This window comes from Streptomyces sp. NPDC032126 (assembly GCF_055580085.1).
In genome coordinates this window covers 114,086-134,707 of the sequence record NZ_JBVIMA010000011.1, presented here as the reverse complement: position 1 = coordinate 134,707, position 20,622 = coordinate 114,086, and the positions used below count along the sequence as shown (strand labels likewise).

Sequence of the window (20,622 nt, the reverse complement as noted above, 5' to 3'; positions counted from 1 at the left end):
CCCCCGACCACAGAAACGGCTGACCCGCATGCCCGTAGGAACCCTGACGACGACAGACGGCACGAGGATCACGTACGAGGTGGAGCGCCCGGACGTCCGCCCGGCGACCCTGCCGCCGATCGTGCTGTTGCACGGCTTGGCGGGGCACCGGGGCGAGTGGGACGACCTGACCGGACGCCTGCTGGCGGCCGGCCGCACGGTGGTGCGCTACGACGCGCGAGGCCACGGCGACAGCACGCGCACGCCACGGGACATGACGAGAGCGGCGGCGGTGTCGGACGCGGCGGCGCTGCTGTCGCACCTGGGGATCGCCCCGGCGGTCCTGCTGGGCCAGTCGCTGGGCGGCCTGACGGCACTCCAACTGGCCGCGGCGGAACCGGACATGGTGGCGGCCCTGATCCTCGTGGAGGCGGGCCCGGCGTGCCGCACCCCGCACCTGCCGGCGGAGATCTCGGCGTGGATGGCGAGCTGGCCGACCCCGTTCCCCACCTTCGCCGAGGCGGTGGACTTCCTGGGCCACGAGGCATGGGCGAGGGGCCTGGACTGGCGACCGGACGGCGGCCACGCGCGCGTGGACGGGCCGACGATGGTCGCGGCGGTGACGGAACTGGCGACGCGGGACTACTGGCACGACTGGTCCCGTATCACGGCCCCCACGCTGGTGATCCGCGGCGAGAAGGGCACGATGCGCCCGACGGAGGCGACGGAGATGCGGGAGCGCCGCCCGGAGACGAGGGTGGTGGTCATCCCGGACGCGGCCCACGACGTACACCTGGACCAGCCGGAGAGCCTGCACGAGACGATCCGGACCTTCGAGGAAGGACTGTGAAGGTGGACATGGACGTGGACCTGGATCACGCGCTGGCGGTGGCGAGGGAACTGGCGGCGTGGGCGTCGCAGGCGATCCGTGTGCCGTACGAGGGCGGCGTACGGGAGAAGGCGGGCCCGGCGGACATCGTCACGAGAACGGACGAGAGGATCGAGGCACACGTCCGGGAGGTATTGCGCGAGGAGTTCCCGGGACACGGCATCGACGGCGAGGAGTACGGCGTCGAGGCGCCGACGTCGCAGAACGCCCCGCACTGGCTGATCGACCCGGTGGACGGCACCACGAACTACGCCCACGGCCTGGGCTGGTGCTCCTTCTCCCTGGGCCTGGCCACCGCGGACGGCACGCCCCTGCTGGGCCTGGTGGCGGACCCCTGGCGGAACGAGACCTTCACGGCGATCAGGGGCGGGGGAGCCACCCTGAACGGCACGCCGATCCAGGCGGCGGACCACACGGACCTCACGGGCCACGTGGTCCTGACGGAGTGGGCGGCCCACGCCCACTGGCCGGGCCAGGACACCCTCCTGTCCGCACTGGCGGACCGCCACTGCACGACAAGGGTGATGGGCTCGACGGCCCTGTCCCTGGCCCAGGTGGCGGCGGGCCGGGCGACGGCGGCGGCGATCGGTGAGTTCCACACGGTGGACGGCTTGCCGGCGTATCTGATCGGGGTGGAGGCGGGAGCGGTGACGCTGCCCCAAGTGCCGGTGCCGGACGGGCCGTTGGTGGTGATGGCGCCGGGGGTGGCCGAGGAGTTGGGCGAGCTGTGGTCGGGGGTGATCCCGCCCAGCCGGTGAGACCCGAAGCGCGCCCTTCGGCACCACCGCGCGCCCTTCCTGGCGGGGCCGGCGAGCTGGTCCAGTGGAGCCATGCGGAACACGTCACGCAAAGGGCGGACCGGCCGGCATGTCCCCGGCGCGGTCCTGGTCGCCGTACTCGGCTTGCTGGTCGCCTCCGCGGCCCCGGCACACGCGGATCACCTCACCTCCCTCCGCAGCGCGGCCGCCTCCCGTGCCCGGTGCGTCGTACCGAAGGACGGAGGAACGACCCCCGGCACACCGCTGGTCCTGGCCGCCTGCGACGACGATCCGACGGCGGCGTGGAGCTGGTACGGCAACAACGACCGCTCCCTGCGCAGCACCGGCCTGTGCGTGGGCCTGTCCGACGCGGGAAGCACGGCGAACGGCACGGCCCTGATCCTCTGGGACTGCCACCTCCACCCCGACCAGCGCTGGCAGTTCCAACGCGTGGGCAACGGCGCGTACGCCTGGGTCAACGGCCCCTCCCACAAATGCGTGGGCCTGGCCAACGGCGGAAGCACAGCGAAGGGCACCCCACTGGTCCTCTGGCACTGCCACCTCCACCCCGACCAACGCTGGAGGCTGGACGGGCGGCCGTCTGCCTATGGGTTGAGGGAGGTGGGGAGGATCTGACGGGTCAGAGCCTGGGCAGAGGCAGGTCGGGCAGGAGGGGATGGCTGAGGGTCTGCCCACCGTCGCACACGTGCCATGTGAACGTCTCGGGCCCCGGCCGACCGGCCGCATCGAAGGCGGTCAGGACATGCTCGATGCGCTCCCACAGCCTTACCGGACCGCCTTCGCGTACGTCCCATGAATCGGCGTGGGGAGTGAGAGTGGCGGCAGAGCCGTCCGTGACGTCGGTGATGTGGAGGACACCGTCGATGGTGACCAACTGGGCGTTCGGCGCGGCGCATTGGGCCAGAAAGCGTAGGTGGAACGCCTCCTCGGTGGCCGCGGTGATCCGCTCCGGCCCGTGCATGGCCGGTCTGGGCTTCTCGGGCACACCCGCAGCCCAATGGGCGGGATTGCCGAACGACGGCGCCGCATGGGCCCGCGCGGACATGAAGGACACCGTCCCGGGCAACAGTGATCCCGCAGCGGTGCCGTCCTCCGCGACGGTGAGGAGGACCCGGGCGTAGCCGTACAGCCAGCCGGAGAGAGTGAGCAGGATTTTCCCACCCGGTCGGGTCTGGGACACGAGCGCCGAGGGGACCGTGCGGAAGGAACACGCGGCCACGATCCGGTCGAACCAGGCTTCGGGCCAGTAGCCGTACAGTCCGTCCGACACCGCGAGCGTAGGTGCGTAACCGCAGCCGTAGAGGGAATCGGCCGCCGACTCCAGCCGGTGTGGGTCGACTTCCAGGCTGGTGACATGCGATGAGCCCAACCGCTCGCAGGCCAGCGCCGTCGAATAGCCGGTCCCGGTGCCGATCTCCAACACCGTGTGCTCCTCGTGGACATCGGCGTCGGCCCACATACGGACGACGAGCGACGGCATGGTGGACGACGACGTGGGCGCGCCGCCGTGAAGGGACGCCGGAGCGTTCCAGTCCGGCTCGGAGCCGTCGAACTGGGTGATGAGCGTCGTGTCGGAGTACGCCGCGGCCAACCAACGGCCGTGGTCCAGAGCTGCGGTGATCGGTTCCCAGACCCGCAGCCCCTGATCGTCGAGGGCTTCGGACGGAAGGTAGAAGCCGGGTAGGAAACGGTGCCGAGGCACCGACTCCACGGCTGTCCGCCAGCCGGGATCGTCCAGCGCGCCCTTCCCGACAAGCTCTTTCGCCAGTGCCGCACGCAGTCGCGCCGCATGCGTCTCAGGATCGGTCGGCATCGCCATGATGAACCGCCTCCTTCCCGCTCAGGATGTCGGCGAACGCCTCGGCGATGGCCGGCGCGTCCGGAAGCCAGCCCCATTGCCCGTTCGGGTTGCACTCGAGGGCCCACCAGTCGTCGGGATGCTCTCCGTCGTCGGTGACAGCGAAGTCGAAGCATCCGAAGACCAGGTCGAAGGTGAGCAGATAGCGGCGCAGTGCGATTTCGACGGGTGCGGGCACGACCATCGGGGAGTGGATCAGGTGGTCCCAGTCGCCTCTGCGCCAGTCCAGCGCCCCGTCCGGCGCCACGATCCGCTGTGCGAAGAGGCGTTGTCCGACGACCGTGACGCGCACGTCACCCGTCTTGGGAATCTCCGCCTGGAAGAGATGCGCCGTGACCGTCAGGCTGTCGTCGAAGGCGTCGGCATCGACGCGCTGTGTCCAGATCGCACCGGAGCGGCCGTCCTCCCCGGCGGGCAGACCACGGAAGCTCTTGTAGACGACGTGCTCGTGGCCGAGGGCGAACGCGCGTGCCTGATCGACATCATTCGTGATCAGGGTCGGCGGAATGTTCAGACCGAGTTCGGCGAACCTCTGGAGTTGAGCGGGTTTGTAGTCGGCTCGGGTCACCGCGGCCGGATGGTTCACGTACAGCGCGTTCGGGAGACTGTTCAGCACGCCACCGAGCCCATGCCTCGCTTCGGCGGCGGCGAAGTCCCGCTGCTGTCGGGGAAGATGCTCGAACCGGGCTGCATACGGGGTGGGTCGACGGTAGTAGACCGCTGCCACCTCCTTCATTCCCACCTCCCGACTTGCCGTACGTAACCGCCCGCCCCAGGCCGGCTTCCCCGGCCCGATACGGAAGCCGAAGACAAGGCCGGGCCCGATGTCGACCGGGTCGACTCTCACGACAGGCACCTCACGGTCATGGAGAGCGCGGATGACGAGGTCCGCGGTGACGTCTTCCAACGAGGTGAGGACCAGGACGGTGGGGGACATGGCTCAGTCCGATTCGTAGTCGGTGGTGTTGTCGTCCTGCGTCTGCGGCTGAGGCGTCTGCCCGTCCCCACCACCCGAGACCGAGGCGGTACCGGTCGTCCTGGACGTGCCGTGCTTGCCCATCTCCACTACTTTTCCCGCGGCGTCGGTGTAACGGGCGGTCTGCGTGGTCGGCTCCAGGACGACCGAGACGTAGGGCGCAGGACGAACCGGCAGCCGATCGCTGACCAGGCGCAGGGCCCACGGAGAGAGCACAGTCGAAGCAGTAGTCATGGGTCAGCCTTGCCTTTCGACGGACTGGAGTTCGGCACTGAACTGCTCAGTGAGTCGTGATCGACCTTCCTCGACCAGCGAGATGATGGATCGCGGGGCACACAAGTCGCCCTCGTACCGAGGCGGGATCACCCAATGGCTCCCCGGCGGCTGCTGCCGATCGAGCCGCGGCACGCCCAGATAGGTGTCGCGCCCCAGACACGTCGCAACATCGCCGTACGCCCAGACGAGTCCGGCGTGACCTTGGATGAGGGCGTAGTACGTCCCACCGGCGACGCGGTGGTCGTGAATGATCGAGCCGCCCAATGACTCACCAAGAAATACCGCTACTTGGTGTCGATCATCGGTTCCTGCGGCTGCGTGCACGATGTCCGCCGGCATCCGGACAGCCGCGAACCGCTCACCGAGCGGCAGCAGCGCCACGCCCTGTGTGTTCCACTCCCTCTGAGCTCGCTCCGGCATGGGATGAGCCCGCAGCAACCAACCCGCGATTGCTCTGTCCAAAGCTGCTTGGGTATCCATGGCTTGGGTTTTTTCTCCCTCCTGACTACTTGCTCAAGCACCATGCTCGGTGTGATCACCAGGACGGAGGAACCACGTACATTTCCCAAATCGGGACGTCCCAAGGGGTGTAGAACGTCCCTATGTCAGCGAATGAACGCCTACGCGTCGCCATGGCCGCCGGAGGATGGACGCACGCCACCTTGGCTGATGCAACAGAGGTGGATCCGAAGAGCGTCGAGCGATGGGTGAATCTTGGTCGAGTCCCACGCAGAGCCACCGCGATGAAGGCTGCTCAGGCGTTAGGTGAGGACGTGCATGCCCTGTGGCCGGCCTTACGGCAGGCGCGATCAGCACGGGCAGTCAGCCCTGAGCTTGTTGCCCTTTATGAGCAACGGGCAGACCTACCCGTTTCGGTGTTCATCGACCTTCTCGCTGCGGCGCGCGACCGCATTGACGTACTCGTCTACGCGGCAGTCTTCTTGCATGAGGCCTACCCGAGACTGAATGACCTTCTGCGAAGCCGCGCAGAGGCAGGCTGCTCGGTGCGTATCGCCGTAGGAGACGCCGACAGCCCGATGGTGAAGGCACGAGGGGACGAAGAGCGCTATGGGCACGGCATCGAGTCGCGGTGCCGCCTGGCGTTGTTGCATTACGGTCCGCTGCTCGGGGTGCCCGGCGTCGAACTCAGGACCCATGAGACGACGCTCTACAACAGCTTGTATCGAGCAGACGACCAAATGCTGGTCAACGCTCACGTCTGGGGCATGAACGCCTACCGCGCGCCTGTGTGGCACCTTCGGCGTGTGGAGGGCAGCCGCGTGTTTGATGGATACGCGGAGAGCTTCGATGCCGTCTGGTCGACGGCGCGACCTGTGGAGGCTGACTAGGTGGCGCGTACCGAGTACTACGACGACCCGAACGCTCCGAAGCCGAATAGCTTGGTCGTGGCGGCCTCGGCCGTTGTGACCGATGACCAGGGCCGCATCCTTTTGCAACGCCGCTCGGACTCGGGCAAGTGGGCGCTGCCAGGCGGCGGCATGGAGCTTACGGATAGCTTGCCTGGTACTGCGGTGCGGGAGGTCAAGGAGGAGACCGGCCTCGACATTGAGATCACCGGCCTCGTCGGTACATACACCGATCCTCGGCACGTCATCGCCTACGACGACGGCGAGGTGCGACGGCAGTTCAATGTGTGCTTCAGGGCCCGTGTGATCGGCGGGATGTTGGCCATCTCTGAGGAGTCGACGGAGCTGCGGTGGGTGGACCAAACAGAGCTGGAAGCACTGGAGATGCACCATACGCAGCGACTGAGGTTGACGCACTTCTTGGAGCGGCGGGCCACGCCGTATCTCGGGTAACCGCCTGCATGGACCTGGCTACCCGGCGGCGATGGTCGAGTACGTCCACACATCGGCAGGGAGCTGATGTTGGAGGTCCCAGGTAATAGCCATGGGCTTGCTGCCGGTGTGCTTGACGTACGTGGCGGGGCCCAGGAAGATCCACGGCTCGGACTTGCCGATGGCGTTGGTCTTGTAGCGGCGTAGGAAGAGGAGAACGTGGCTGCCTTGCTTGGCGTGATGCTGGTAGCGCAGGCCGGTTCGGGAGCTCTCCGAGGTGGTGCTCTGTGATTCCCAGTGGAAGCGAGTTGGGGTGATCGCGTAGTCCTTGTAGCGGACGCTGGGGGAAAAGTCCTTCTCGTTCTTCTCCAGGGTGATCAGCAGGGCGTCGGTTTTGAACTCCTCAACCCAGGTCACTCCCTGGGCGAAGACACCCGGCATCTGTCCGCCCAACCGAGCCACCCCGAGTGCGGAGAGGGCCTCGGAACGGTTGTAGGCGCTGTGGATCTTCAAGGGGAGGTGGCTGAGCGGGCCCTCCAGGGGGATGGGGTAGTGATCGGTGCGGTCGAGGACGTACGTCAGGACCTGTTGGAGCTCATCCCGAAAGCGGTGCTGTGCCTGAAGGAATTCCAGACCCTCCCCGTAGCTGGAGAAGCCGCCCGCTCTGTCCCACAGATTGAAGAAGAGCATGCGGGCGTATGCCTGATCAGCAGCGGAGAGGGAGTCGTAGGCCGGAGCGTTGTCCGCGACGAGACGCAGGTATGCCTGGGCTCGGTCCTGGTCGTCCACGTGAAGGAAGGCATGGACCCGCCTGAGCAGGTCCTCCTCACCTGGCAGCGGGGCATCCTTGATGACCCCCGCCTTCCGTAGGACCTTCGTCCAGGAATTGTCGCTCTTGTACAGCTCCTTGATGTCGCGTCGGTTCTCCCGCAGATAGGCGTCGAGCCTGGGCACGCTGTAGTCCCTGACTTCCTTGGCCAGCGTGGTGATGGTGGCGTTGAGCTGGGTGCGGATGTTGTCGAGGACGAGGTCCTTGGCCTTGCCCTCCAGGATGATCTGGCAGCCCGAGGGCAGCTGAGGAAAGTCGCGTTCGATGTCGTCGACAAGACGATTGCGAGACAGGTTTGTCATCGCGCGGAATTGCTCCTCGAAGCGGAACTCTGCCCGGTGCTGGCCGATGAAGTCCAGCACGGTCAGCACCGGTTTGTTTGGAGTGCGCCGTAGACCGCGGCCAAGCTGCTGGAGGAAGACGGTCGCACTGTTCGTGGGACGCAGAAGCAACAAGGTGTCGACGTCGGGGATGTCTAGGCCCTCGTTGAAGAGGTCGACGGAAAAGATGACCTGGATCTTGCCCTTCTTGAGGTCATCCAGCGTTCGTTCCCGCTCGGCCACCGACGAGTCACTGTCGAGGGCCGCTGCCTTGAATCCCGCCTCGATGAACTGCTTGGCCATGAAGTGGGCGTGTCTCTTGTTCACGCAGAAGCCCAGCGCACGCATGCCAGCCGGGTTGGAGATCTTGTCCTTCACCTGCTTGAGAACGATGAGAGCGGGGCCGTTCGTGGCCGTATAGACCTCGCCCAGCTCGTCGCGGTCATAGGTGCCCGCACGCCAGTTGAGCTGGGTCAGATCTGTGCCGTCTGGGACCCCAAAGTAGTGGAACGGGCAGAGCAGATCGGCTTCCAGGGCCTCCCACAGCCGCATCTCGGCGGCGATCCGCCCGTCGAAGAACTCATCCTGGACGTTGAGCCCGTCCATACGCTCCGGAGTCGCGGTGAGGCCGAGCAGCTCGGCCGGTTTGAAGTGCTTGAGGACACGGCGATACGTGTTTGCCGTGGCGTGGTGGAACTCGTCGATGACGATGATGTCGAAATGGCCGGGATCGAGCTGTACCAGCCGCTGCAGGTTGAGGGACTGGACGCTGGCGAAGACATGGGTCCAGGCCGTCGGCTCCTGGCCGTTGTGGAGTAGCTCCCCGAACGAGGCGTCGCCGAGCACCTCTTGGTAGGTGCGCAGGGACTGCCTCAGGATTTCCTTGCGGTGGGCGACGAAGAGCAGCCGGGGAAGCTCTCCGCCCCGCTTGTCGCGTAGGGCACGGTAATCCAGAGCAGCCATGACTGTCTTACCGGTGCCAGTGGCTGCGACCAGGAGATTCTCGTGATGGCCGCGGATCTCACGCTCGACTCGAAGCCGGTCAAGCATGTCCCGCTGGTGAGGGAAGGGCTGCACTTCGAGCCCGGAGAGGTTGATCTGGAAATCGTCGTCCGATCCCCTTCCTCCTGCACGAGCCAATGCTTTGGAGAGCCGCTCGCCGTCCTCGTCGGGGTTGTACGTCTCGAAGGCGATGTCTTCCCAATAGGTGTCGAAGGTCGCCTCGAACTTGTCCAGCACCCTGGGTGTGGCGACCGATGACAGCCGCACGTTCCACTCCAGGCCGTCGAGCAGAGCCGCCTTGGACAGGTTGGAGCTACCCACGTAGGCCGTATCGAAGCCGGTCTTACGGCGGAAGAGCCATGCCTTGGCGTGGAGGCGAGTTGATCGGGTTTCGTAGTTGACCTTCACTTCGGCACCAAACTCGCGCACGAGGCGATCCAATGCGTATCGGTCGGTGGCGCCGATGTAGGTGGTCGTGATGACCCTGATGGGGACGTTCCGTTCCTTTGCCGCGCGTAGTGAGTCCTCAAGGACCCGTATGCCGTACCACTTCACGAAGGCGCACAACAGGTCGACGCTGTCTGCGGTCGCCAGCTCGGCCCTCAACTCCGCGCCGAGGCTGGGGTCATCGGGAGCATTGGTGATCAATGCCGACTCGGAGAGCGGCGTCAACGGTCTGATGGCGTAGACGCCAGCGGCTTCTTGCTCAGCGAGAGCCAAGAGTTGCCGCGGCCCTTCGACGATTGCCGATGCCCTGCCGTCAGCATCCGGATCGGGGGCATGGGCGATCAACGACTGCATGATGTGGTTGGCCGCAGCCACCTGCTTGTCGTGCGGCAGCTGACTCAGCCTGCGGCGGACCTCTTCCCCAATGTGTCGGGCCAGGACATGCGGTGACGATTCAGCGCCGACTTCCCCGTCGATGGCCTTCCATCCAGCCGTGTTCAGCTGCTCGATCTGCGCCTGCATACCTTCGGTGATGAGCTGTTCGTACACCCCAGTGACAGGCTGAGACAGATCTCCCGACTGAGTCACGCTGGCCCCCTTGGTCGCTCATGCTGCCGCGATCAGTTGTAACAGCCGCTGCATCGACGTGGGTGCCATGGACCCACACTCACCACGGGCGCGATCCGTGGAGGCATTGTCAGTGCCATCTGGTCAGATAGTCGTACTAGTACCGGAGGGCTGGAGGGGTGCAGTGGCTGAGGGGCGGGACTTGCTGGATCGGATCGGAAGGGTGCGTCCTGCGGAGCGCGCCACGGGCGTACCGCTGCATCGTCCCCTGCTGCTCCTGTGGGCCATCGCCCAAGCTATGCAAGGGCGCCCTCGCGAGCAGCCGTGGTTTGTGGTGAAGAAGGAAGTGGGGGTCCTCCTTGCCAGGTTCGGGGGATCGGGCTTGGGTGAGCAGGATGTGCGGTACCCCTTCTGGGTTCTTCAGCATGACAAGCTATGGGAAGTGGCTGCGCAGGCCGATCTCCATCTGACGAGTAAGCAGCGCCGCCCGACGCTGACGGCTCTGGATGATGTAAACCCGCTAGCCGGCCTGCCGCAGCAGGATTACGACCTTCTCCGCGAGGACCGAGAACTGGCCATACAGGCGATCAGTAATCTGCTCGTACGGTTCTTCAGTGCTGAAGCGTCTCAGCTGCTTGAGGCTCTCGGGTTGCGTGACGTCATTCCTGGCCGCGTGGACACCTACTTGCGTCCTTTCATCGGGGATCAGTACGTGCATCGCGGTGAGATAGCGGATGACTACGGTGGCAACAACACAATGGGGATTACTCCACTCGCAGACGGGATCCTCGCTGTCTACTCGGATGAGAAGGGTCCCTACGCCGATCACCGCATCCCCGAGACGGGTTGGATCGCATACACAGGCGATGGCCTATCCGGTGACCAGTCACTCACCGGAGGAAACAGGTCCCTTAAAAAGTACCAGGAGCAGCGGAAGGCGCTGCGCTACTGGCACAAGCCATTTCAGGGGCGCTGGACCTTTGAGTCGTGGGCTGTGATCGTCCAGTGCCGTCGGCGGTGGGGGCTTGGGCGGGATGGCGAGCAGCGTCGGGAGTTCGTGTGGGTCCTTGCTCCCGTTCCTTCGCCGTTGCCGGAGACGTGGCCCTCGGAGGTCGTTGAGGCTCTGGCGGAGGACGATGGGCAGATCCACGATGATTCCACCGAGATTGTTCCTGCGGAGGTCGATTCGGCGTCGGAATCGGATCCGACGACACCTCAGGAGAGATATCGGCGGCTGACTGCCGCTGCTCGTCGGACGGCCAGTCGACGTGACCGTCGCTCCTCCTTGACAAAAGTGGAACGATACCTGCGCTCAGCTGCGGCTCGGGAAGCTGTATTGATCCGAAGTGAGGGACAATGTGAAAACACCTCGTGTGCTGGACATCCGGATGAGCGCACCGACACAGATCAGCCCATTCTGGAAGTCGACCACGTAAATGGTCTGGCACGCACCGGGCAGGACACCCCCGATGTCATGATTGCGCTCTGCCCGAATTGTCACGCACTGAAGACGCGCGGCAAGAATCGTCAGCAGTTGCAGAAGGAACTGGGGATTGTGGCTCGAAATCGTCATCGAGCCCTGGAAGGTCGAGCCGACTGATTTTGAGCGTGCCGCTTCAAGGGCGCTGTACGGCGCCTTTGGCTATGGCCCTTCCGGCCGCCTTGACCCGGCCCGCTCCAGTAAGGGGCAGGAGTGAGCTTTCGGTGGCCGGTGGGCGGTGCATGGGTGGCTGGTCAGGTCGTAGGGGTGCCGTGGCAGTCCTCATAGGTCGCCCCCGAGCCGCACCAGCATGCCGTGCCTCTCTGGGGTGGCCAAGCCACCGCTCGGCCCCTGGCTGCCAGTGTTGTGGCGTACTGGGGGAGGAGGGCTGTGTCGGTCGGGGAGGCTGATTCTGAGGCTGCGAAGGCCTCGTAGGACGGGACTGTGCCGGTGACGATGCCCAGGTTCTGGGTGCCGGAGGAGGACAGTTCGCGGAGGGCTGCCTCTATCGTCGCGAGGTGTTCCTCGTGGGACGGGTATTCGGAGGCCAGGGTCGGGTACGCCGTCAGGAGTTCCGTGAGTTCGTCCGCCGGCCAGTGGAGGATCGCCACCGGGAACGGGCGGGAGAGGGCCTCGCGGAAGGTGCCCAGTTCGGCTCGTAGGCGGGTGATCTCCGCCTTCAGTTCCGCCGGGTTGTTCGAGCCCAGGGACCAGACGCGTTTCGGGTCGTGGAGCTCGTCCAGGGAGATGGGGGACGTGTGGAGGGTGTCCGCCAGGGTGTCCCAGTCGTCGTGGGTCAGGCCCAGCATGCGGCGTACGCGGTGGCGGCCGAAGAGGAGGGGGTGCGTGGAGTACGGGGGGTTCGTGTCCGGCGGGAGGAGGGCGCGGGCTCCCTCCGTGAAGGTCTGCTCGGCCGACTCCAGCTCGTCGTGGGCCTCCAGTGCCTCCGCCACGATCACCCAGGGGGCCGGGTCCCTCGGGGCCGCCGCGCGGATGCCGTCGATGATCGCCCTGGCTTCCGCCTCGTGGCCGTACTCCCATAGGTTGGACGCCTTCAGGGCCCGTACCAGGTGGGGGTTGTCCAGGCCGGCCTGGGAGGCGAGCAGCCGGTCGTAGAGCGCGCTCGCGGCGGGGCGGTCGCCGGACAGTTCCAGGTGGGCCGCGGCCTGCAGCAGCAGGGCCTCGGCGTCCTCCGGATACAGGGCGGCGGTTCGCTCCAGGCGGGCCGCTTCGGCGTTGTGGTCGACGTTCTCGGCGGGCGTGTCGGGGCGCATGCACGACACCGTACTGCCCGCCGCTGACAAAAGTGAGATATACGCAGGCCAGGAGGGAGCGGGGGCTCGTGGAGTTCGTCTTCGGCGGTCAGGTGATCGAGTGGCGTGGGCCGGCGCCGTACTACTTCGTGCCCGTGCCGGACGAGGAGTGCGCCGACATCCGGGCGGTGGCCGCCGGAGCCAGCTATGGGTGGGGGTCGTTCCGGTCGCGGCGCGGATCGGGAAGGTGGCTTTCGAGACGTCCCTCTTTCCCAAGGGCGGTGGCTATCTGCTGCCCCTGAAGCAGGCGGTGCGCTTGCCTCAGGGGCTGGCCGTCGGGGACGAGGTGCGGGTGGAGATGACCGTCCGGCTTGAGCCGTGAGCCGGGGCCCCGGGAACGTCAGATCGTGACGCCGTCGATCTGCAGGGTCTGCACCGACTTCGGGGCGAACGGGACCGCCACCGTCTTCCCGCTCAGATAGGTGTTCGCGTACGACTTGTACTGGTCGCCGCCCGTCGTCACCGTGTTCCAGCGCGGGACCAGTCCGCCCGAGCCGCCCGTCACCGTCGTGAAGCGGGAGAGGTCGAAGGTGAGGGTCTGGGCGGAGGTGGAGGTGTTCGCCGCCACGATCACCAGGCGTCGGGCTGTTCTGTCCAGGGCCGCGGCCGCGTAGCTCACGCCCGTGTCCAGGATCGTCATGCCGGGGCGGATGTGGCGGCTGAACTGGGCCATCACGTAGTACTTCGTCGTGATCGCGCCCGGCTGGAGCGTGTTGGCGTCGTACGCGATCATCGCCCAGTTCGTCGAGGGGTCCATGACCTGCCAGTACACCCACGCGGTGGGGTGCAGCCAGCGGAAGTCGTAGAGCAGGTTGCTCGCCATCGACAGGCCGGTGCCGTCGTTGTCGCCCGTCTCCGAGTTCCACAGGGCCTTGCGCGACGTGGTCACCACGTCGGTGTAGAGCAGGTCGCGGCGGCCGCCCGAGCCCTGGTAGCCGTGGACGTTGACCCGGTCGACGTAGCCCTTCGTGGTGGCCGAGAAGGAGTTCCAGGTGGTGCGGGCGAGGTCGTAGTTCGTCTCGTCCGACGCGGAGATCTTCGTGGACGTCAGGCCGCGCTTGTCCAACTCACTGCGCAGATACGGCAGGACGGCCGACTGGACCGTCGCGTCGATGTGGCAGCCCTCCTGGGTGCCCGTCGCCGTCCACCAGGAGGACGAGGGCTCGTTGAAGGGGTCGACGGTCGCGAAGTTCACACCCCAGTTGTTCTTCGCGTACTGGGCCACCGTCGCCAGGTGGGAGGCGTGCTGGCGGTAGTTCCAGGACTGGAGGTTGTTGCCGCCGTCCGCCGCGCCCGACGGGTTGTGGTTCAGACACATCCACCACATGGGGGAGTTGGCGAAGAGTTCGGTGGTGGCGCCCCTCGACGTGGCCTTCATCAGCATCGCGCGCTGTGTCGCGTCGGCCGTCCAGTCCCAGGCCGATGACGTCGGGTCCTCGTTGTTCCAGTCCTGCCAGTAGCCCTCGATCTGCTTGAAGCCGGGGATGTTGGGCGAGGCCACCATGCTCGCGCCGTTCACCGTGTTCCAGCTGCACGCGCCCAGGTTGTAGCGGGCGATGTTGAGGCCCAGGCCGGGGAGGGTGGTGCCGTTGTACGTCACGGACTTGGTGGTGAAGAAGAGGTCGGCGAAGTCGTCCCGGTTGCCGAACACGTTCGCCCACCAGGCCAGGGACGTGCCCCAGCCCTCCCATGTGCCGTACGTGGTCGACGGGTTGACTGCGATGGTCGCGTCCGCGCGGGCCGTGCCGGTGGCCAGGGCGCTGCCGAGGAGGGCTCCGCCGGTGGCCGCCAGCAGTGTTCTGCGTCGCATCATGGGTTCTCCGCTCGGTGCGACCGACCGCCGGTCGTCTGCGTGGTGGGGGCGTGAGGTGGGGGTGCGTGCGCCGGACCGTGCGGCGTCCGTACGAAGGTCCGTACGAGTCCCCTGCGACACGAAGCATCGGGCGCGGCCCAGGGTGTTGTCGAGAGTTCTGGCAGCCCTTTCTCAAACCTATGGATGAAGTGCGGGGGCGCGCTTCCGTGCACGGGGCTGGAGAGCTCGTCGCGCTGCCCTTATCGTGCGGGCGGCGTGAAGGGAGGCGTACGCGTGCGGAATCCCGTCGTGCGGCATCGCACCCTGCGGCGCCGCGCCCTTCGCCGGCGCGTACTGTGGAGCGGCGGCGAACTCCTGGTCACCGCAGGGGTGTTGCTCCTGTTGTTCGTCGTGCATCAGCTGTGGTGGACCAACCGGGAGGCCAAGGAGGGCGCCGAGCGGAAGGTCCAGGCGCTGGAGCGGGAGTGGGGGAGGGGCGGCGGGAGCGGGCCGACCGTCGGGGCCGGTGAACCCTCGGCGGGCGGCGGTCTGCCCACGGGGAACGGCGACGGCGGCCGGGTCTCCGCGCACCGCGACTCCCCGGCCGCGACCCCGGAGCCCTCCCGGTCCTACGCGATCCTCACCGTCCCCCGCCTCCACCTCCGCGTCCCCGTGGCCGAGGGGACCAGCAAGCGGAACGTCCTCAACAAGGGGTACGTCGGCCACTACCCCGGCACCCAACAGCCGGGCCAGGCCGGGAACTTCGCCCTCGCCGGGCACCGCAACACCCACGGCGAACCCTTCCGGCACCTCGACCGGCTACGGCCCGACGACACCGTGCAGGTCGAGACGAGGTCGGCCGTCTACACATACGCCGTCGACAAGATCCTCCCGCAGACCTCGCCCGGCGACTCCGGTGTCCTACGACCCGTCCCGCGCTCGCTGACCAAGCCGGCCTACGGCTATGCCGCCCCCGGCTACTACCTCACCCTGACCACCTGCACCCCGGAGTACACCTCCCGGTACCGCCTGGTGGTGTGGGGCACGCTCGTCTCCATGCGTCCTCGGTAGAGCCCTGAAGCAGACCCAAAGCCAGCGACGCCCTCACGCCCGCGTCTCCCGCAGCACCAGCACCCCCACCCCCGCCACCACCGACAGCCCCGCCGAGATCAGCATCGCGACATCCGCGCCGTGGCCCAGGCCACCGCCCGACGACGTGACGATCGCGATGGTCAGGGCGACACCGGCGCAGGAGCCGATGTAGCGGAGGGTCTGCTGGGCGCCCGAGCCCATGGCGGCGCGCGTGGCCGGCACCGATTCGACGGCCAGCAGGGGCAGGGCGGCGTTCAGCAGTCCGCTGCCGATGCCGCTGAGGACCAGGCCTGGCAGCACTCGGTGCCAGGAGCCCGAGCCGATCGCGCCGAGCATGGTGAGGACGCCCGCCGCGTGGAGCGCGAACCCCACGGCCAGCTGGTGGCGGGGCGGGACCCGGCCCGCCAGGCGCTTGGCCTGCAACGCGACCGCGAAGGACAGGCCCGACCACAGCAGGAACAGCCAGGCCGTGTCCATCGCGGAGAGTCCGAGGGCCTGCTGGAACAGGGCGGGCAGGAAGCTGAACAGGCCGATCACCGCGAGGCCGGTGAACAGGCCGCCGACGGAGGAGGCCAGGAAGGGGCGGCGGCGCAGCAGGCCCAGGTCGATCATCGGGGTCGCCGTCCGGCGCTCCACGAGCACGAACAGGCCCAGCAGCGAGACGGCCGCCAGCAGCGGCAGGCCCACCTGGGGCCGCAGCCAGCCGTCCCGGCCCAGGGTGAGGGCGGCGACCAGGGCCACCAGCGCCAGGCCGAACGTCAGCGCGCCGACGATGTCCGGGCGCCCGCCTCGCGGGGAGCGGGACTCGGTCAGCGTGCGCGCGGACAGGGCGGCCACGATCAGCGCGGCCGCGCCGAGGACGCCGTACGCCACCCGCCAGTCGGGCATCGCGCCCGCGACCAGCGGTCCCGCCGCGATGCCGCCGCTCACGAAGGCTCCCCACACGCCGGTCGCGTGCAGTCGGCCGCGCGGGGTGGGGAAGGCCTGCACGAGCAGGCCGAGGCTGCTGGCGAGGATCGCCGCGCTCGCCCCGCCCTGGGCGATACGGGCGAGGGTGAACAGCCAGGTGGAGGAGGCCAGCGCGCCCAGGGCCGTGGTGATGCCGAGGGTGAGCGTGCCGGCGACGAAGATCCGGCGGCGGCCGTAGTCGTCGGCGAGGCTGCCGGCGACCAGGAGCAGTGCGGCGAGGCCCAGCGGGGTGCCGTTGATCAGCCAGGCCTGGGCGGAGAGCGGGGTGTGCAGGGCGGCCGCCGTGTCGCGGAGGGTGACCACCGGCGCGGTGTACGTCATCAGCGTCACGGCGGTGGCCGCGCTGGTCAGGGCGAGGGTGGCGCGGGGGTGCGGGGGCGCTTCCGCGTGCACCGGCGTCGCCTGCGCCGTGGTCGCCTGCGCCGTGGTCGCCTGCGCCGGCGTCGCGTCCGCCGTCGTCGCGGTGGCCGGGCCGGTGGTGCCGGGTGCCCCCGGGGCGGCGAGCGAAGAGTGGGTTCGTTCATTGAACTTATCCATGTCCAGCACCGTAACACTGTAGGTTCGCTCATTGAACCTAGCCCCGGAAAATCGCTACAGTGGACGCCATGGCACTGGGCAAGGACTACGCGACGCAGGAGTGCTCCATCGCGCGGGCGCTGGAGATCATCGGCGAGCGGTGGACCCTCCTCGTCGTGCGCGACGCGCTCTTCGGCGTCCGGCGCTACAACGACTTCCTCGTGCATCTCGGCATCCCGCGCGCGGTCCTCTCCACCCGTCTGCAGATGCTGACGGCGGAGGGGATCCTGGAGAAGCGGCGGTACCAGGACTCCCCGCCGCGCGACGAGTACGTCGTCACCGAACGCGGCATCGCCCTGTGGCCCACCCTGCGCTCCCTCGGCCTGTGGGGCCGCGAGCACTTCGGCGACGTCCAGCTGCGCCGCTTCCGGCACGCCGACTGCGGTACCGAACTCGGGTCGTACGGCGAATGCCCCGCCTGCGGAACCGTCGTACCCGTCCCGGACGTCGTCATGGAGCCGGGACCCGGGCTCAGCCCCGACCCGGCGGATCCGGTGAGCCGGGCCCTGCTCGAACCCAAGAGGCTCTTGCAGCCCATCGAGACCGGTCAGTCATAATCGACGACAGCGCGACGAGCGCAGCGAAGAGAAGCAGATGGGCGAGGGGAGGGCCACCGTGACGATCCGCGACTGGACGTCCTCGCGCCCCGCCGCGCTGCTGTTCCTGCTGCTGGACATCGCCCTGCTCTACAGCGGCAGCAGCCTCACCGCCACCGTCGCGCTCGCCGCGACCGCCGCGGTCGGCTCCGCGCTCGCCGTCTGCGCCCTGATCGCCGCGCGGGCCGTGCCCGCCGTGCCGCCCACCCGGGTGCGTACGGCCATCCGCGACCGCGCCCGTCGTACGGCCTTCCTGCCTCAACGCGACCCCGACGCCAAGGGGCGCACCCGCCCCCGAGCACCCGGACACGCCGTCCCGACGGCCGTCGCGTAGGGCGCACCCTTTCCTTCCGGTGACCCCGCGCGGGTCGTCATGCCGCCATGCATCACATCCCCGGCATGACCCTCGGAGGGCTCACCCATGTCTGTTTTCTCGGCTTTCGCCGACCTGGTCGGCCGCCTCGCCGACCTGCTGCACCCGCTGTTCGGCGCCTCGGCCGCGGCGGCCGCGATCGTCCTGTTCACCGCGCTCGTACGACTCCTCGTGCTCCCCCTGTCCCGAGCCTCCGCGCGCGGACAGCGGGCCCGGGCCGAACTCCAGCCGAAGGTCGCCGAGCTGCGCGAGAAGTACGCGAAAAACCCCGAGAAGCTCCAGCGGGCCGTGCTGGAGCTGCACGCCGAGGAGAAGGTGTCGCCGCTGGCCGGATGCCTGCCGGGGCTGCTCCAGCTGCCGGCGTTCTTCCTGCTCTACCACCTGTTCTCCAGCACGACCATCGGCGGGCGGACGAACGAGCTGCTCTCCCACGAACTGTTCGCCGCGCCGCTCGGGGACCGGTGGGCCGACGCGCTGTCCGGGGGCGGGCTGTTCGGCGGGGCGGGGCTCGTCTACCTGGCGCTGTTCGCGGTCGTCGCCGCCGTCTGCACGTTCAACTTCCTGCGCGCGAGGCGGACGATGGCCGGCGCCGCGCCGAACGCGGTCGGCGCGGAGACGGTGCCCGGGCTCGGGGCCGCCGCGAAGGTCATGCCGTTCCTGTCCTTCTTCACCCTCGTCACCGTGGCGATCGTGCCGCTGGCCGCCGCGCTGTACGTGGTCACCAGCACGACGTGGACCGCCGTCGAGCGGGTGCTGCTGTACCGCTGACCACGGCGGCTACGGTCCAGTACGTGAACCGGGTATTGCGGACTGGACGGCGACCCTGGAGGATCGACCAGCCCTCCGATGGCTGCGGGCCTCGGCCGCACTCCGGCCGCACACCGTCGCACGGGCACCCGCAATCGAGGAAGACGGTGAGGTTCCATGAAGCTGCTGCGAGTCGGTACGGCCGGAGCGGAGCGGCCCGCGCTGCTGGACGCCGACGGGACGCTGCGCGACCTGTCGGGCGTCGTCGCCGACATCGACGGGACGGTGCTGGCCGACGACACGGCCCTCGCCCGCGTCCGTGCCGCCGCCGACGCCGGTGAGCTGCCCGCGCTGGACGCGACCGGCCTGCGGGTCGGGGCGCCGGTGGGGCGGATCGGCAAGGTCGTGTGCATCGGGCTGAACTACCACGACCACGCGCGCGAGACGGGGGCAGAGCCGCCCGCCGAGCCGGTGATCTTCTTCAAGGCGGCCGACACGGTCGTCGGTCCCTACGACACCGTGCTCGTGCCGCGCGGCTCGACGAAGACCGACTGGGAGGTCGAACTCGCCGTCGTCATCGGGCGCACGGCCCGCTACCTGGGGTCGGCCCAGGAGGGGCTCGCGCATGTCGCGGGGTACGCCGTCGCGCACGACGTCTCCGAGCGGGAGTTCCAGATCGAGCGGGGCGGCACCTGGGATAAGGGCAAGAACTGCGAGACCTTCAACCCGCTCGGGCCCTGGCTGGTGACCGCCGACGAGGTGCCCGACCCGCAGGACCTCTCCCTGAGGCTGTGGGTCAACGGGGAGATCAAGCAGGACGGGACCACGGCCGAGCAGATCTTCCCGGTGGGGGAGGTCGTGCGGTACGTCAGCCAGTTCATGACGCTCTATCCCGGGGACGTCATCAACACCGGTACGCCCGCGGGGGTGGCGCTGGGGCGGCCCGAGCCGAAGCCGTTCCTTCGGGCCGGGGACGTGGTGGAGCTGGAGATCTCGGGGCTGGGGCGACAGCGGCAGGAGCTCAAGAACGCCTGACGAGCGGGGGCCGCGCTGTCACGCGAGCAGGGACGCCAGGGTCCTCCACGCCTGCCTCGGGAGGGTCTCCCTGTCTCCGCCGTCCACGATCTGCAACGCCACGTGGTCCGCGCCGGCCGTCAGATAGGCGTCGATCCGCTCCCGGACGCGGTGCTCGTCGCCCCAGGCGAAGACCGCGTCCACCAGGCGGTCGCTGCCGCCGTTCGCCAGGTCCTCCTCGGTGAAGCCCTCGCGGAGCAGCGCGTTGGTGTAGTTCGGCAGGCCCAGGTAGATGGCCAGGCAGTCGCGGGCCAGGGTGCGGGCGCGGTCCGGGTCGGTCTCCAGGACGACCTTCAGCTCCGGTGCCAGCAGCGGGGCGTCGCCCAGGATCTCCCGGGCCCGCGCGGTGTGTTCCGCGGTGACCAGGTACGGGATCGCGCCGGCGGCACGGTCGCGGGACAGCTCCAGGATGCGCGGGCCGAGGGCGGCCAGGACGCGCCGGCCCGCCGGGACGCCGGCCGTGTCCAGGGCGTCGAGATACGTGACCAGGGCCGCGTAGGGGCGGCGGTACTGGTCGGCGAGCTTGGCGTGGCTGACCCCGAGGCCCAGCAGGAACCGGCCGGGGTGGGCCGCCTCCAACTCGGCGTACGCGGAAGCGGCGTCGGCGGCCTCGTACTGCCAGATGCTCTGGATGCTGGTGCCGACGGTGAGCGTCGACGTCGCCTCGATCAGGGGGACCGCGTGGCGTGTGGCGCTGCTGCTGCCCAGCCATACGGCGCCGAAGCCCAGTTCCTCCAACTCGGCCGCCGCCTCGCCGAGTTCGCCGCGGCGGGCCGGGTCCTCCGAGCGCAGGCCGACGCTCCAGACGCCGTAACGGCCGACGGACTGCTGCAGGGACTTCTGCACGGATTCTTGTACGGACTGCTTCAAGGCCGGGGTGTCGCTCACG

Annotated in this window: 20 protein-coding genes and 1 pseudogene; 12 read left to right on the top strand and 9 right to left on the bottom strand. The window is 68.3% G+C overall.

Annotation, left to right across the window (positions count from 1 at the left end):
* Positions 1-28: 28 nt before the first annotated feature.
* The 3 genes from ACZ5NW_RS33220 to ACZ5NW_RS33210 all read left to right on the top strand — a co-directional run bounded on the left by ACZ5NW_RS33220 (position 29) and on the right by ACZ5NW_RS33210 (position 2,262).
* Entirely contained in the window at positions 29-829 is an 801-nt protein-coding gene (locus ACZ5NW_RS33220; protein ID WP_468747721.1) for an alpha/beta fold hydrolase, read from the top strand.
* A gap of 8 nt (positions 830-837) precedes the next feature.
* Positions 838-1,626 (top strand): inositol monophosphatase family protein, encoded by a 789-nt coding sequence (locus ACZ5NW_RS33215; protein ID WP_468747841.1) that lies wholly within the window; start codon positions 838-840, stop codon positions 1,624-1,626.
* A 72-nt stretch (positions 1,627-1,698) separates the two neighbouring features.
* Positions 1,699-2,262, top strand: coding sequence for an RICIN domain-containing protein (locus ACZ5NW_RS33210; protein ID WP_468747720.1), 564 nt, complete (start codon positions 1,699-1,701; stop codon positions 2,260-2,262).
* Positions 2,263-2,266: 4 nt separating this feature from the next.
* Here ACZ5NW_RS33210 and tgmC read toward each other — a convergent pair whose 3' ends face one another.
* The 4 genes from tgmC to ACZ5NW_RS33190 are packed head-to-tail and all read right to left on the bottom strand — an operon-like array spanning position 2,267 to position 5,138.
* Positions 2,267-3,466: an ATP-grasp peptide maturase system methyltransferase gene (tgmC, locus tag ACZ5NW_RS33205; protein WP_468747719.1), complete on the bottom strand. Its 1,200-nt coding sequence runs from the start codon at positions 3,464-3,466 to the stop codon at positions 2,267-2,269.
* Positions 3,444-4,442, bottom strand: coding sequence for an ATP-grasp ribosomal peptide maturase (gene tgmB / locus ACZ5NW_RS33200; RefSeq protein ID WP_468747718.1), 999 nt, complete (start codon positions 4,440-4,442; stop codon positions 3,444-3,446). Before tgmB ends, tgmC begins: the two co-directional genes overlap by 23 nt.
* Positions 4,443-4,445: 3 nt before the next feature.
* The gene (locus ACZ5NW_RS33195) at positions 4,446-4,715 is read right to left on the bottom strand and encodes a putative ATP-grasp-modified RiPP (RefSeq protein ID WP_468747717.1); all 270 of its coding nucleotides are present in this window, start codon (positions 4,713-4,715) and stop codon (positions 4,446-4,448) included.
* Positions 4,716-4,718: 3 nt separating this feature from the next.
* Entirely contained in the window at positions 4,719-5,138 is a 420-nt protein-coding gene (locus tag ACZ5NW_RS33190) for a hypothetical protein (RefSeq protein WP_468747716.1), read from the bottom strand.
* A 251-nt stretch (positions 5,139-5,389) separates the two neighbouring features.
* Between ACZ5NW_RS33190 and ACZ5NW_RS33185 the strand changes: the two genes are divergently transcribed.
* Positions 5,390-6,106, top strand: a complete 717-nt coding sequence (locus ACZ5NW_RS33185) for an XRE family transcriptional regulator (RefSeq protein ID WP_468747840.1) — start codon at positions 5,390-5,392, stop codon at positions 6,104-6,106.
* Complete coding sequence (locus ACZ5NW_RS33180; RefSeq protein WP_468747715.1) at positions 6,107-6,577, top strand: NUDIX domain-containing protein; 471 nt, start codon at positions 6,107-6,109, stop codon at positions 6,575-6,577.
* 18 nt (positions 6,578-6,595) lie between these two features.
* Here ACZ5NW_RS33180 and ACZ5NW_RS33175 read toward each other — a convergent pair whose 3' ends face one another.
* The gene (locus ACZ5NW_RS33175; protein WP_468747839.1) at positions 6,596-9,676 is read right to left on the bottom strand and encodes a DEAD/DEAH box helicase; all 3,081 of its coding nucleotides are present in this window, start codon (positions 9,674-9,676) and stop codon (positions 6,596-6,598) included.
* Between the two features lie 247 nt (positions 9,677-9,923).
* On the opposite strand from ACZ5NW_RS33175, the gene ACZ5NW_RS33170 reads away from it, so the two are divergent.
* Complete coding sequence (locus ACZ5NW_RS33170; RefSeq protein ID WP_468747714.1) at positions 9,924-11,321, top strand: SRA domain-containing endonuclease; 1,398 nt, start codon at positions 9,924-9,926, stop codon at positions 11,319-11,321.
* A gap of 134 nt (positions 11,322-11,455) precedes the next feature.
* On the opposite strand, the gene ACZ5NW_RS33165 is transcribed toward ACZ5NW_RS33170, so the two are convergent.
* The gene (locus ACZ5NW_RS33165) at positions 11,456-12,475 is read right to left on the bottom strand and encodes an SEC-C metal-binding domain-containing protein (protein WP_468747713.1); all 1,020 of its coding nucleotides are present in this window, start codon (positions 12,473-12,475) and stop codon (positions 11,456-11,458) included.
* 68 nt (positions 12,476-12,543) lie between these two features.
* Here ACZ5NW_RS33165 and ACZ5NW_RS33160 point away from each other — a divergent pair.
* Positions 12,544-12,836: pseudogene (locus ACZ5NW_RS33160) on the top strand (DUF1905 domain-containing protein).
* An 18-nt stretch (positions 12,837-12,854) separates the two neighbouring features.
* Here ACZ5NW_RS33160 and ACZ5NW_RS33155 read toward each other — a convergent pair.
* Positions 12,855-14,327, bottom strand: a complete 1,473-nt coding sequence (locus ACZ5NW_RS33155; RefSeq protein ID WP_468747712.1) for a glycoside hydrolase — start codon at positions 14,325-14,327, stop codon at positions 12,855-12,857.
* A gap of 273 nt (positions 14,328-14,600) precedes the next feature.
* Between ACZ5NW_RS33155 and ACZ5NW_RS33150 the strand changes: the two genes are divergently transcribed.
* Positions 14,601-15,377 (top strand): class E sortase, encoded by a 777-nt coding sequence (locus ACZ5NW_RS33150; protein WP_468747711.1) that lies wholly within the window; start codon positions 14,601-14,603, stop codon positions 15,375-15,377.
* 33 nt (positions 15,378-15,410) lie between these two features.
* Here ACZ5NW_RS33150 and ACZ5NW_RS33145 read toward each other — a convergent pair whose 3' ends face one another.
* Positions 15,411-16,904, bottom strand: coding sequence for an MFS transporter (locus tag ACZ5NW_RS33145; RefSeq protein ID WP_468747710.1), 1,494 nt, complete (start codon positions 16,902-16,904; stop codon positions 15,411-15,413).
* A 68-nt stretch (positions 16,905-16,972) separates the two neighbouring features.
* Here ACZ5NW_RS33145 and ACZ5NW_RS33140 point away from each other — a divergent pair, with 68 nt between their 5' ends.
* From ACZ5NW_RS33140 to ACZ5NW_RS33125, 4 genes are all read left to right on the top strand, one after another.
* Entirely contained in the window at positions 16,973-17,500 is a 528-nt protein-coding gene (locus tag ACZ5NW_RS33140) for a winged helix-turn-helix transcriptional regulator (protein WP_468747709.1), read from the top strand.
* Between the two features lie 37 nt (positions 17,501-17,537).
* Positions 17,538-17,873, top strand: coding sequence for a DUF6412 domain-containing protein (locus ACZ5NW_RS33135; protein WP_468747708.1), 336 nt, complete (start codon positions 17,538-17,540; stop codon positions 17,871-17,873).
* Between the two features lie 87 nt (positions 17,874-17,960).
* Positions 17,961-18,680 (top strand): YidC/Oxa1 family membrane protein insertase, encoded by a 720-nt coding sequence (locus ACZ5NW_RS33130; RefSeq protein ID WP_468747707.1) that lies wholly within the window; start codon positions 17,961-17,963, stop codon positions 18,678-18,680.
* A 156-nt stretch (positions 18,681-18,836) separates the two neighbouring features.
* Positions 18,837-19,694: a fumarylacetoacetate hydrolase family protein gene (locus tag ACZ5NW_RS33125; protein ID WP_468747706.1), complete on the top strand. Its 858-nt coding sequence runs from the start codon at positions 18,837-18,839 to the stop codon at positions 19,692-19,694.
* An 18-nt stretch (positions 19,695-19,712) separates the two neighbouring features.
* On the opposite strand, the gene ACZ5NW_RS33120 is transcribed toward ACZ5NW_RS33125, so the two are convergent.
* On the bottom strand, positions 19,713-20,621 hold the full coding sequence (locus tag ACZ5NW_RS33120; protein ID WP_468747705.1) for an LLM class F420-dependent oxidoreductase: 909 nt from the start codon (positions 20,619-20,621) through the stop codon (positions 19,713-19,715).
* Between the last annotated feature and the right edge of the window lies 1 nt (position 20,622).

Coding starts and splice junctions, on each gene's coding strand:
- ACZ5NW_RS33145 (WP_468747710.1), bottom strand. CDS start 16,904: ATGGATAAGTTCAATGAACGAACCCACTCTTCGCTCGCCGCCCCGGGG.
- tgmB (WP_468747718.1), bottom strand. CDS start 4,442: ATGTCCCCCACCGTCCTGGTCCTCACCTCGTTGGAAGACGTCACCGCG.
- ACZ5NW_RS33125 (WP_468747706.1), top strand. CDS start 18,837: ATGAAGCTGCTGCGAGTCGGTACGGCCGGAGCGGAGCGGCCCGCGCTG.
- ACZ5NW_RS33195 (WP_468747717.1), bottom strand. CDS start 4,715: ATGACTACTGCTTCGACTGTGCTCTCTCCGTGGGCCCTGCGCCTGGTC.
- ACZ5NW_RS33130 (WP_468747707.1), top strand. CDS start 17,961: ATGTCTGTTTTCTCGGCTTTCGCCGACCTGGTCGGCCGCCTCGCCGAC.
- ACZ5NW_RS33210 (WP_468747720.1), top strand. CDS start 1,699: ATGCGGAACACGTCACGCAAAGGGCGGACCGGCCGGCATGTCCCCGGC.
- ACZ5NW_RS33165 (WP_468747713.1), bottom strand. CDS start 12,475: ATGCGCCCCGACACGCCCGCCGAGAACGTCGACCACAACGCCGAAGCG.
- ACZ5NW_RS33155 (WP_468747712.1), bottom strand. CDS start 14,327: ATGATGCGACGCAGAACACTGCTGGCGGCCACCGGCGGAGCCCTCCTC.
- ACZ5NW_RS33140 (WP_468747709.1), top strand. CDS start 16,973: ATGGCACTGGGCAAGGACTACGCGACGCAGGAGTGCTCCATCGCGCGG.
- ACZ5NW_RS33215 (WP_468747841.1), top strand. CDS start 838: ATGGACGTGGACCTGGATCACGCGCTGGCGGTGGCGAGGGAACTGGCG.
- ACZ5NW_RS33220 (WP_468747721.1), top strand. CDS start 29: ATGCCCGTAGGAACCCTGACGACGACAGACGGCACGAGGATCACGTAC.
- ACZ5NW_RS33135 (WP_468747708.1), top strand. CDS start 17,538: ATGGGCGAGGGGAGGGCCACCGTGACGATCCGCGACTGGACGTCCTCG.
- ACZ5NW_RS33175 (WP_468747839.1), bottom strand. CDS start 9,676: ATGCAGGCGCAGATCGAGCAGCTGAACACGGCTGGATGGAAGGCCATC.
- tgmC (WP_468747719.1), bottom strand. CDS start 3,466: ATGGCGATGCCGACCGATCCTGAGACGCATGCGGCGCGACTGCGTGCG.
- ACZ5NW_RS33185 (WP_468747840.1), top strand. CDS start 5,390: ATGGCCGCCGGAGGATGGACGCACGCCACCTTGGCTGATGCAACAGAG.